The sequence below is a fragment of the Microcoleus sp. F4-D5 genome (genome assembly GCF_036704885.1).
In the GTDB taxonomy this organism is placed as follows: domain Bacteria; phylum Cyanobacteriota; class Cyanobacteriia; order Cyanobacteriales; family Microcoleaceae; genus Microcoleus.
Map to the genome: position 1 here is coordinate 1 of NZ_JAUBSX010000132.1, position 11039 is coordinate 11039.

Sequence of the window (11039 nt, forward strand, 5' to 3'; positions counted from 1 at the left end):
GAGGACGCCCAGACATTTTAATATTCTCCTTTACTTTTCAGGTAACTCTAGCATAACTTTAGAAAAATGGTATTAGCCTCACAACCTCATGCCAGCGTGCCACAAGCATCAGGGGACTGGGCCGCGACTCAAGGGGCTTATGACTTTTGGTCATCTCCACGAGTGTCATCAACAGCAATTCGCCAAGCCCACCAAAAAAGTACCCTAGAACGAGTCAAAGCACACCCCATAGTTCTAGAGCAATTCAGGACACCACGGAACTGAATTTCACTCACCATAAAAGCAAGCAGGGAATGTGACACTTGGATCGTTCCACCAATCGGGGCCTAAAAGTTCACTCGGTATTTTGTCGCTCGGCTGTTGGAGTACCATTGGGAGTATTGCACCAGCAAGTCTGGGCGCGATCGCTCGCAACCACAGGCAAGAAGCACTCTAGGAATCAAACAGAAACCAAAGACAAAGAAAGCCAACGTTGGTTAACCGCTTGAGATGCCACCGAAAAAGTAATGCCAAAGTCAATTACTGTGGTTGCGGTAGCCGATCGCGAAGCCGACATTTATGACTTTTTAGCGACTCAGCGACCTGAGAATTCTCAGTTGTTAATTGGCGCTTACCATAATCGTCAGGTCAAAAACTCTGATGGGGAAGAAGTAGAGCGAATACAAAGTGCGATCGGCAAAATACCCCTCGCCGGACAAATCAGCTTGGAATTGCGGGCTAATCCGCAGCGATCAGCTCGCACAGCGATGCTGAACCTGCAAGCCACAACGGTCGAAATTTTACCTCCTCAAAGCCACCTGGGGCGCCAGAATTTACAACCCCTGCGAGTTCAAGTGATTCTGGCTTGTGAAGAAAACCCGCCAGCCACAGAGCAGCCTGTGAGTTGGTTGTTATTAACTACCTTGCCGATTACTGGTGTTGAAGATATTGTCGAATGCTTGCGCTGGTACAGTTACCGTTGGTTAATCGAGCGCTATCATTACGTTCTCAAAAGTGGATGCAGTTTAGAACAGGTACAATTAGAAACTGCCGATCGCATCGAACGAGCTTTATCAACCTACACAATTGTGGCTTGGCGTTGATCAGACATCTCCAAAAATTATCAAAGTCACTCTAGGACTGGGTTTCAATGAGGTTTGTCTCTTGGTTGGATTTCTCTGAATTTAACGGTAAAACAGCTATTTTAAGTAATTTGTGTTAACAATTACCTCAAACTCTCTCTGAAAGTTCAACCATTGTTCGTTCAGGCTAACAGGAATTTTAGTCAGGTAAAATTAAAGCTCCTATCCTGAGTCTTACTAGACCACAGACTGCGCGAATTACGAGTGAGTAAATTTCCCGAGCCGAAATCTTTCTTGAGCTACTCGAAAGATTTTGAGGAGTCTAATCATGTGTTCGACATAAATTCGGTTAGCTAAAAATTCTTTATTTTCTTGTTTTTGCTGGTCGCTTAATTCTCCTTTATTAGGCTTTTTATGAGGAGTAGATATTTGCTTTTCTCCAATATAACCTTTGTCTCCTTTAAATTTTTGATGGTCACAAAATTGAGAGAGATGGGCTCGGAATTGACTAATATCGCTAGTTGAGCCAGGAGCTCCAATTTTGACATCAACAATATCTTTTCCATTGGGTAAGACAGTCAATTGATTTTTTAAGGTGTGATTTTTATTTTTTACTGAATATAAAGTTTTTTGTTCATTTTGGTCTGAAGGATGCTCTACAGGCTGCTCTGCGATATCTACTGTTAATTCATATTGGGTTAAAATTTATTTGACTAATTCATAATCGCTCTTTTTTTTTTACTTGTTCTAGTAGACTGGCTGGTAATAATTCACCGAAAATAACTAATCAGTAGCGAAAAATATTATGAGCTGTTGATTCACTGACTTCAAATTTAATTCCTAAATATTCAAAATTGCTATTTTGAGCCAGATCGACTAAGGTTAAAATAATTTAGTCGGCAATGGATAATTTATTTTTACAGCCCGGCCCTTTTTTGTTGAGCCTGACTTTTTTGGCTTCTATCTCTTCTTGTTTTTGACTGTGAAAAACTTCAGCCTGTTTTACTAACTGCTTTAAGTGTTCGTAATTAATCCCAATTAAACGCTTAGCTTTTTGGGGATTTTTTTCGATGTAGTCTCTTCGTCAACTCATGGGCCTCAATTCATTACTTTGCTCTCTGAATTATAGCGGAGCATTAAATTTATGGAGATGTCTATTGTGGATGATGTACGAATCTCGCCATCATCCTGAGCTGCCAGGAGACACCATTTTAGAAACCCATGAGTGGCAAGCACTTTATTGCACAATTCATGAGACTCCTATCCCTCCCCAATCACCTCCAACTTTAAGTAATTGTATTCGTTGGATTGCGCGATTAGGTGGCTTTTGAGGGCGTAAAGGAGATGGTGAGCCTGGTGTTAAGACCCTGTGGAGAGGTTGGCAACGTTTGCATGACATCGCTGCTACATAGAAGCTAGTTTCTACCCATTCCCCCCCAGATGTCAAGCCGAATTTTGTTAAGAAAGATGTGAGTAAGGCATAGCTTAGCAAGGGGGGTTGGGGGGGTAATCAACTATTTGCGATCGCACCGCTGTCTGATCGTCCTCGATGACGTACAAACAATCTTCAGCAGCCAAAAACTAGCAGGAAACTACCAACCACGCTATGAAAATTATGGCACTTTCTTCAAACAAATAGCAGAATCATGTCACAACAGTTGCTTAATTTTGATTGTTGGGAAAAACCAAGAGAAATTGCAGCATTAGAAGGCGAACGCAAAAATTGTCAAACATTGCAACTCAATAGTTTAGGCGAACCAGCGCGAAAAATATTCACTTAAAAAGGTTTATCTGACTCCGAAAATTGGTCAGAATTGATAGATATTTACCGAGGCAATCCCTTGTGGTTAAATATAGATAGTATTTGCTGCTATTAAGACTTATTTAGCGGCAAAACTTCTTAAACTTTATGCTAGGATAGCGTAGTTTTAGGAGACTTAAAATATTTATTTCACCAACATTTGAAGCGTTTGTCAGACAGCGAAAAACAAGTAATGTCCTGGTTGGCAAATCAAATCAAAGCAGTCGAAATCTCCAAAAAACTAGCCCTTCTGGAATTGTCCCCTTCAGAATTCCTCAAAGCCATCGAATCCTTGAGACGGAGGTTATTAATCGAAAAAGTCCAAAACGGCGATCGCACCCTCTTCCAACTCCAACCGGCGATCGCAGAATACGTAAAAACCAACATCAAATAAACAGTTGACAGTTGATTTTACGATCGAAATGGCGATCGTATTGCAATTAATTCTGTAGGGGCGGGTTCACAAACAATATTTGAAACAAACAAATAGGTAAAATAAACCCGCCCCCACCTATGCCTGGGTGGGGGCGGGTTTATAAATACCCTGGATGTGAATTAGAAATACTGGTGAACCCGCCCCTACAGCAACTATATCTATTTAACCGGACACGATATAACTTGAAAACATCCAAACCCATAGCACGTCAATCCGCGTTCATCAGCGGTTAAAAAATAAAAACATCAAACTACGCATGAGGCCAGAAACCGGGTTTTTTAGCGAATCAGTAGGCTGCAACGCGTCTTTTCATAAAAAACCCGGTTTCTTTAGTCGGAGTGCGATCGCGAACTGTTTCAGCAAAACTTGCATCCAAATATCCCCATTTAGCCCTAAAATTAAAAAGACTGACTAGCCAACAATGCCCTATGTTTGAAGCCCTTGCCGATCGACTCGAATCCACCTGGAAAAAACTGCGCGGACAAAATAAAATCTCCGAGTCCAACATCCAAGACGCCCTCAAAGAAGTCCGCCGCGCCCTCCTGGAAGCCGATGTCAACCTCCAAGTCGTCAAAAACTTCATCTCAGAGGTAGCGGCAAAAGCACAAGGCGCAGAAGTCGTTTCAGGCGTCCGTCCCGACCAACAATTCATCAAAATCGTCCACGACGAACTCGTGCGCGTCATGGGGGAAACCAACGTACCCCTCGCCACCGCCGAATCCGGGCCCACAGCGATCCTGATGGCAGGTTTGCAAGGAACCGGGAAAACCACAGCTACCGCCAAACTAGCGCTGCACCTCCGCAAGCAAAATCGTACCGCACTGCTAGTCGCAACCGACATTTATCGACCAGCCGCGATCGACCAATTGCTGACACTCGGCAAACAAATCGACGTACCAGTATTTGAATTAGGCAAAGACATTGACCCCGTAGAAATAGCCCGCCAAGGCATCGAACACGGCAAACAAATTGGCATCGATACCATCATCGTCGATACAGCAGGTCGCCTGCAAATCGACCAAGACATGATGGCAGAATTGGGCCGCATCAAACAAACAATACAACCCCACGAAACGCTGTTAGTTGTTGATGCCATGACCGGCCAAGAAGCAGCAAATTTAACCCGCACCTTTCACGAACAAATCGGCATTACCGGTGCAATCTTAACCAAATTAGACGGCGACAGCCGCGGCGGTGCAGCCTTATCCGTGCGGCAAATATCCGGCGCGCCGATTAAATTTGTCGGCGTCGGCGAAAAAGTGGAAGCCTTGCAACCATTTTATCCCGATCGCATGGCATCGAGAATACTCGGCATGGGCGATGTCTTGACGCTAGTAGAAAAAGCGCAAGAAGAATTCGACATCGCCGACGCCGAGAAAATGCAACAGAAAATGCTCACGGCAAAGTTTGACTTTACCGATTTTCTCAAACAAACCAGACTGTTAAAAAATATGGGTTCCCTCGGCGGCATCATGAAAATGATTCCGGGGATGAACAAACTCTCAGAGGAACAAATGCGGCAGGGAGAAGTGCAGCTAAAACGCACCGAAGCCATGATTAATTCGATGACAGTTGAAGAACGCCGCAACCCCGAACTTTTAGCAAGTTCTCCATCCCGCCGCCGCCGCATCGGCAAAGGCGCAGGCTACGCTGAAAACGACGTAACTAAGCTAGTCAGCGACTTCCAGAAAATGCGTACAATGATGCAGCAAATGAGTCAAGGCAACTTTACAGGAATGGGAGGATTGCCGGGAATGCCCGGAATGCCGGGAATGGGCGGCCCCGGAATGCAGCCCGGTTCCCGCGGCTATATGGGTGCCCAGCAGAAGAAGAAAAAGAAAAAAGATAAGCCAAAAAAAGGTTTCGGACAACTGTAGAAAATATCAACAATATAGCACCATTGTCAAAAATTTGTAGGGGCGGGTTCACCGATCGTCATTGCCTAAAACACACAATCTCGAAAACCCGCCCCCACTCGCGCGAGAGTCCTCGATCGGTATTGGTACAATATGTAAAAACCATCAAACTTTAACTCTTTTCTTGTTGCCGAGTTCAGTCTAAAAAAAACCGGAATTGAGTATGGTACAAACAATCACTCAGCCAGAAACCATATCTATAGAATTGCCAAATTCGCTCGGGATTGTTGTCAGTAGCGAGCAATTCGAGGCCCTAGCATTGGCAAATCCCGACTTGAGATTAGAGAGAACCGCAGCAGGAGAATTAATCGTGAATCCACCCACCGGAGGAGAATCAGGCCAGAGAAACCTTAGTATCAGTACGCAACTCGGCAACTGGTGCGAAACACACGAAGATTTAGGAGAAGGTTTTGACTCTTCTACTGGATTCATCCTCCCCAACGGTGCTCGCCGTTCTCCCGACGCTTCCTAGGTGAGTAGAACTCGCTGGGAGGCACTAACTCCTAAACAGCGCCAAGGCTTCGTTCCCCTGTGTCGAGACTTTGCAGTAGAATTGCGACCGGCATCCGACAGTCTTTCCACCCTTCAAAGTAAGATGCGGGAATACATGGACAACGGCGCAAGATTAGGCTGGTTAATTGACCCGCAAAACCTGCAGGTAGAGATTTACCGACAGCAGACAGAAGTAGAAATATTAATCAATCCAGCCGAGTTGTCTGGCGAAGACGTACTGCCCGGATTTGTGCTGAATTTGAGGCGAGTGTGGCGTTAAACAGCTTCTAATTGTGATTTGTCGTTTTTCAAAACAAGCCTCTCAGAACTTTGAATCGCTTGTCTAAATTCGCGCATTGCCTGAAGGTGATTTTCAATATTGATACACCGCGCCAACAGTACAATATCTAAATCTGGCAAAACAAAAGATCGATCGACCTCTGCATATCCATCAGCCCCCAACGAATACATAAGGAGCCTACCATTTTCCCAAAACCAAACTTCAGGAATTTCCAGGCGTTTGTAAGCTTCCAACTTGTTAATACCGCCGCTAGTCAGCACCACTTCCACCGCCAAATCAGGAAATTCTCGGTTAGCTCCCAATTTATAGGATTTATCAGCTTCTCGCTTCACCAATCCCGACGGGCTTTCCAGCGTCATCGATCCCGTGGGCTGATAATCAATTCCCATTTGAAGCAGATAAAGATCGAGTAGAGAACCAATTCGTTCTTTAATCGATTCATGTTTTTCTCCAGGCATACGTCTAATTTCCAACACCCCATCTAAAAACGACAGCCTCACCCCCGGACGCGAGAGCAACTGTTCAACAGCCTTAAACTCTCTCCAACTTAATCCGTCAATTAAGATAGGTTCATCCACCCTTTCTAAAGTTGTTTCTAAAGTTCTCGTCATCCCAACCCCTCCTTACTCAATCCAATCTTAATTATATCTGCGTTCATCAGCGTTCATCAGCCGACATCTGCGGTTGCAATCCCATCTACTGTCCCAAATTTCCCTTGTACTCGTCCGGCACAAATTCCGTAACCACTTGGCCCCCGCCACCGTCACCTTTGACAGTCACAGTTTGATTTTTCAACTCTCCCGCTGCCCTCGGCCCCGTCAAATTAAACACCGGATTTAGTTGCTTGTAAACCACATTTCCTTCCGCGTCGAAAGTCTGGTTAGTTAAATACCAACTTACCCGATCTGTATTTAATTGAGCTTGACGTTTTTCTCCAATTCCCACCACATTTCCCGTCAAATAAAAAACTTTTTTTTCTAAATCTCCCCGCCCCGTATCCCCAGTCATCGTCACCTTTTCTACGCGGTGAAAAACCTTCACAGACCCGGGCGATATCACAGATTGCGCCGGAAAATTCCAACTCATCAAACTGCTTTCTATTTGCAGCGGCGGGTCGGATGGCATCAACTGAGCGTTTTGAGTCAGCGTTGCAATCTTGGTTTTTAAGTCTACATCTACTTTGTCAGCAAAACCGCTGTCTGTTACTATTTTGTCTTTGTATTTATCAATTTGAGTCGGTTTGTCGCTGTTGACCTTTTGTTGCTCCACAAACCACACTAAGTGCTCGGTTTGCAATTGCAAAGCCGGATCTTTAACATTCGCCACCACAGAACCGAATAACTCCATCCTCTTAGCCCTACTGAAAACTCGCGCTTCCTTAGCTGAAGCCGTCACCTGTTTGTTCTCTCCCGTCAAATTGTTGCGGACAACTAAAACATCTTCCTTCGGCCGCCACTCTAACTCATTTCCGCGCAATACGACTCCATTTTTCAGGTCTTTAGCGACTATATTACCTTTGAGAAAAACTTGATTTCCTTCCTGAAATACCTGGCCCGTTTCTCCCTGAATGTCGTAAATTTCTTTGCCGTCTTGAAACAATTTGCCCACAGGTTTCTGAACGTTAACTATTTTTTGGTCTTTACTGTAAACGGCATTTTGCGAGTTTACTTTCCAGAACGTCTCGCCCTTTTCGTTTGCTTGTTCTAGAGTTACTTTGTTCAAAGTTAAAGTGCTGTTTGACTGTTGAGCAGTTTTGAGATCCTCAGCTAATTTGTTCTTTTGAGTCTCTTGCGGAACCGCACAAGCACCAATCCCCAAAATCAGTGCTGGTAAAAATAGCAGCACCAATTTTGGGGATTTGAGATTGGGAATTTGGGATTTGAGGTTAATCATTGGTAATTGGTAGTTGGGAATGGGAAATGCGAAATTGGTAAGAGATAATTCGGTATTGAAAAACACTTAATCAAAAATTAAAAATGTGTCATGGTTTGTCTAAATTTTTAACTTCTAATTTTTAATGATTCAACCCATTAACAATCACCCATTAACAATCACCCATTACCCATTACCAAATCCCTATCTGTCGTCGTGTTCCTCCATCAAGGTCAGACCCGACAAAGGGCGGTAAGCATAATTAGGGCGCGATGTTTTTTGGATGTCGTCCTTAATCATTTCCAAATCGATATAGCGATCGGCTACATTAATCAAACTGTCGCTCGTCATCGATCGCAAACTCACCACCTCAACCCGCACGCCGCGATAGCTCACAGCGTCTACAGCATAAGCCAAATCGCCGTCACCGCTGACCAGAACCGCCGTATCGTAAGACCCCACTAAAGCCATCATATCCACAGCGATTTCTACATCTAAATTCGCCTTCTTAGAACCGTCCGGCAACTGTACCAAATCCTTAGAAATCACCCGGTAGCCGTTGCGGCGCATCCACAGCAAAAACCCCTGCTGTTTTTCGTTAGTGCGATCGACACCAGTGTAGAAAAAAGAGCGCAGCAGCCGCGAACCCGCTGTTAAACGGCACAGCAGCTTAGTGTAATCTATCTCAATCCCTAACTGCAAAGCCGCGTAAAAAAGGTTAGAACCGTCAATAAAAATTGCCACTCGACCCCGGTTTTCGAGAACCTGTTCCGGCGTAAAAAGGTCGTTGCTTTCTATTCTATTCAACATGATTGTTATGCCTCAATTTTTATGAAAGATTGGTAAGGAAATAACTGCTAATTCGTCGTAGTCGGTCATAGCATCCAGAGCGCTGGCTGCCAACTATGAAGGTACTGTTTCCAGCAGTTCGAGCCGCTTAAAAACAGGTAGGGGTTCCCCCAGAGTTTGGTTTGCCGGCAAAGCGCCCCAGGCAGCATGAGCTTCAAAATGCGCTAAACTGTTAACTGTAACCCGATCGTTAAAGTCAATTGAAAAACCTAGCTGTTGATAGATAGCGTTGCTGATATTGGGAATAATCGGCGATAAAAGGTAAGATGCTAGTCTAACAGATTCCAGAACAGAATATAGCACTTGTTCAACACTTTCTATCTGTCCCTGCTTGTACAAACTCCAAGGTGCTTGCACGTCAATAAACTTGTTCCCGGCTCGAACTAATGCAAGCACGGCTTCGCAAGCCTTGCTAAAAGCTAACTCTTCGTAAAAACCCGCTACTCGATCCCCCAAATTCAGGCTCATACCCTTAAGAAGGTTGTCGCCATCCAAGTTTTCTCCCAACACATTTGGCACGCAGCCACCGCAATATTTGCGAGCCATGTTTAGGGTACGATTAAGCAAATTTCCCAAATCATTTGCTAGCTCAGCATTCAATATATTGATAAACCGAGTTTCGTTAAAATCGCCGTCCTCTCCGAACTCAATTTCTTTAAGGAAATAGTAACGCACTGCGTCAGCGCCGTATTTATTGACCAATTCGACTGGGTTTAAAGTATTTCCCTCCGTTTTTCCCATTTTTTTGCCGTCTTTGGTCAAAAACCCGTGAGCGAAAACGCGGTCTGGCAGCGGCAGACCTGCTGACATCAGCATTGCCGGCCAGTAAACTGCGTGGAAGCGAAGAATATCTTTGCCGATCAAGTGCAGGTCAATGGGCCACCATTTAGATAAAGCATTCTCCAACGTCGGGTCGCAGTCCGGATCTAGCAAGGCGGTGACGTATCCCAGCAAAGCGTCAAACCAGACGTAAATGCTGTGACTGGGGTCAACCGGCACCGGCAGACCCCATGCCAGATTCACTCTCGAAATCGAAAAGTCTTGCAGTCCAGAGTTGACAAAACTAAGCAGTTCGTTGCGCCGACTTTCCGGCGCGATAAAGCCGGGACGTTCTGCGTACAAGGTCAGCAGTTGGTCTTGATACCGCGACAGGCGGAAAAAGTAGTTTTCTTCGTCGCGCCACTCAACTTCTTTGCTGGTGTGGATGGAACACCGATTTCCCGGCAACAATTCCCGTTCATCCTTGAATTCTTCACAGGAGACGCAGTACCAGCCTTGTTGCTGGTTCAAGTAGATGTCGCCGGAGTTCCAGACCCGCTGGAAAAATTCTTTGACAATGTACTCGTGGCGCCGCGAAGTTGTGCGGATGAAGCGATCGTGCTGGATAGAGAGTTGCTTCCAAAGCGCCTCAAACGCCGGAACCACTGAATCGCAGTGAGCTTGGGGCGATCGTCCCAAACTCTCGGCTGTCCGCTGAATTTTCTGCCCGTGTTCGTCCGTCCCCGTAACCAGCAAAACAGATTTGCCCCGCAGCCGCTCAAATCGGGCTAGGGCATCCGCAGCCATAGTCGTATAAGCACTGCCAACGTGAGGTAAATCGTTTACATAATACAGGGGCGTTGTTATCGCAAAGGTATTCTTAGTTTTATCAGTCGATTTCATTGAATGCTAAAAGAAAATTCCCTAAATTTCGTTTCGATCTTAACTCAGCGCTTAACTTTTTTATGAAGTGGCAATCAAGCCAAATTTACTCCAAGTTATTTGCAATTGTCTAACCCGGCTTATCCCCAAAAGAAATATCGCTTTCATATCCACACTAATCTTTTTTACATATTTTTGACGAACTCTCTAAAATGTCTTAATATTTTGACATTCTGCTGGCTTCAGGAACCCCGAGATCGTCGCTCCCCCATCCTCAATTCCTTTTTTGCAGTCGTGCTCCCTAGAGCCGGCGAACCCCACCCTGTTTGCACCAAAACCCATCGGTTGGGCTTCTAAACCTGTCGCTAGACTGGCGCTGTGCGACCACTTTCTGTGAATCCGCGATCGCTCGCCAGCGCTATCTCAAACCCCCATCGCCGGAAAGTCGATCGCCGGCAACTCCTGCCAGTTTCCGAGCCGCTTTTGGAGGCAGAAACCGGGTTTTTGACTAAAATCTCTTGTGAAGCGCCATCGCCCGGGATATAAAGAGCCTCTTTCTTTAGTATTTGTGCCTAAGTTGCCAGTTCGTTTCCAACCCACATTCCGCACCCCAAACTGGCACATAGTCGGATTGAGGGGGTAAAAGTGAATCACCCGAGACAAGGGTGAG

Annotated in this window: 13 protein-coding genes and 2 pseudogenes; 8 read left to right on the forward strand and 7 right to left on the reverse strand. The window is 45.3% G+C overall.

What is annotated here, in order from left to right; translation table 11 throughout:
* Window positions 1-66 precede the first annotated feature (66 nt).
* Genes QUA80_RS31965 through QUA80_RS31975 form a run of 3 tightly spaced genes read left to right on the forward strand, consistent with a single transcriptional unit; the run spans window position 67 to window position 1082 of the window.
* Window positions 67-264 carry a transposase DNA-binding-containing protein gene (locus QUA80_RS31965; protein WP_333428946.1) on the forward strand — a complete coding sequence of 66 codons (198 nt, stop codon included), beginning with the start codon at window positions 67-69 and terminating at the stop codon, window positions 262-264.
* Window positions 265-302: 38 nt separating this feature from the next.
* Window positions 303-488, forward strand: coding sequence for a hypothetical protein (locus QUA80_RS31970; protein ID WP_333428947.1), 186 nt, complete (start codon window positions 303-305; stop codon window positions 486-488).
* 18 nt (window positions 489-506) lie between these two features.
* Window positions 507-1082, forward strand: coding sequence for an IS4 family transposase (locus tag QUA80_RS31975; protein WP_333428948.1), 576 nt, complete (start codon window positions 507-509; stop codon window positions 1080-1082).
* A 237-nt stretch (window positions 1083-1319) separates the two neighbouring features.
* Here the strand turns inward: QUA80_RS31975 and QUA80_RS31980 are convergent, their stop codons facing one another.
* Window positions 1320-1766 carry a transposase family protein gene (locus tag QUA80_RS31980; RefSeq protein ID WP_333428957.1) on the reverse strand — a complete coding sequence of 149 codons (447 nt, stop codon included), beginning with the start codon at window positions 1764-1766 and terminating at the stop codon, window positions 1320-1322.
* Between the two features lie 82 nt (window positions 1767-1848).
* Window positions 1849-1953, reverse strand: a complete 105-nt coding sequence (locus QUA80_RS34030) for a transposase family protein (protein WP_445302315.1) — start codon at window positions 1951-1953, stop codon at window positions 1849-1851.
* A gap of 253 nt (window positions 1954-2206) precedes the next feature.
* On the opposite strand from QUA80_RS34030, the pseudogene QUA80_RS31985 reads away from it, so the two are divergent.
* The 5 genes and pseudogenes from QUA80_RS31985 to QUA80_RS32005 form a co-directional block, all read left to right on the forward strand.
* Window positions 2207-2473, forward strand: a pseudogene (locus tag QUA80_RS31985) (IS4 family transposase); the annotation flags it as partial.
* 106 nt (window positions 2474-2579) lie between these two features.
* Window positions 2580-2768, forward strand: coding sequence for a hypothetical protein (locus QUA80_RS31990; protein WP_333428949.1), 189 nt, complete (start codon window positions 2580-2582; stop codon window positions 2766-2768).
* Between the two features lie 254 nt (window positions 2769-3022).
* A complete protein-coding gene (locus QUA80_RS31995) occupies window positions 3023-3256 on the forward strand; it encodes a hypothetical protein (protein WP_333428950.1) in 234 nt (77 codons plus the stop codon).
* Window positions 3257-3726: 470 nt separating this feature from the next.
* Window positions 3727-5175 (forward strand): signal recognition particle protein, encoded by a 1449-nt coding sequence (ffh, locus tag QUA80_RS32000; protein ID WP_333428951.1) that lies wholly within the window; start codon window positions 3727-3729, stop codon window positions 5173-5175.
* A gap of 202 nt (window positions 5176-5377) precedes the next feature.
* Window positions 5378-5986 (forward strand): annotated as a pseudogene (locus tag QUA80_RS32005) (Uma2 family endonuclease).
* On the opposite strand, the gene QUA80_RS32010 reads toward QUA80_RS32005, so the two are convergent.
* From QUA80_RS32010 to QUA80_RS32030, 5 genes are all read right to left on the reverse strand, one after another.
* Window positions 5983-6618, reverse strand: a complete 636-nt coding sequence (locus QUA80_RS32010; RefSeq protein ID WP_333428952.1) for a Uma2 family endonuclease — start codon at window positions 6616-6618, stop codon at window positions 5983-5985. The pseudogene QUA80_RS32005 and the gene QUA80_RS32010 sit on opposite strands and share 4 nt — an antisense overlap.
* 85 nt (window positions 6619-6703) lie before the next feature.
* Window positions 6704-7900, reverse strand: coding sequence for an LPS export ABC transporter periplasmic protein LptC (gene lptC / locus QUA80_RS32015; RefSeq protein WP_333428953.1), 1197 nt, complete (start codon window positions 7898-7900; stop codon window positions 6704-6706).
* 183 nt (window positions 7901-8083) lie between these two features.
* The gene (locus QUA80_RS32020; protein WP_333428954.1) at window positions 8084-8689 is read right to left on the reverse strand and encodes a LabA-like NYN domain-containing protein; all 606 of its coding nucleotides are present in this window, start codon (window positions 8687-8689) and stop codon (window positions 8084-8086) included.
* Between the two features lie 93 nt (window positions 8690-8782).
* The gene (gene metG, locus QUA80_RS32025) at window positions 8783-10390 is read right to left on the reverse strand and encodes a methionine--tRNA ligase (protein ID WP_333428955.1); all 1608 of its coding nucleotides are present in this window, start codon (window positions 10388-10390) and stop codon (window positions 8783-8785) included.
* Window positions 10391-10792: 402 nt separating this feature from the next.
* On the reverse strand, window positions 10793-11039 hold a 247-nt coding region (locus QUA80_RS32030), incomplete at its 5' end, for a hypothetical protein (RefSeq protein WP_333428956.1).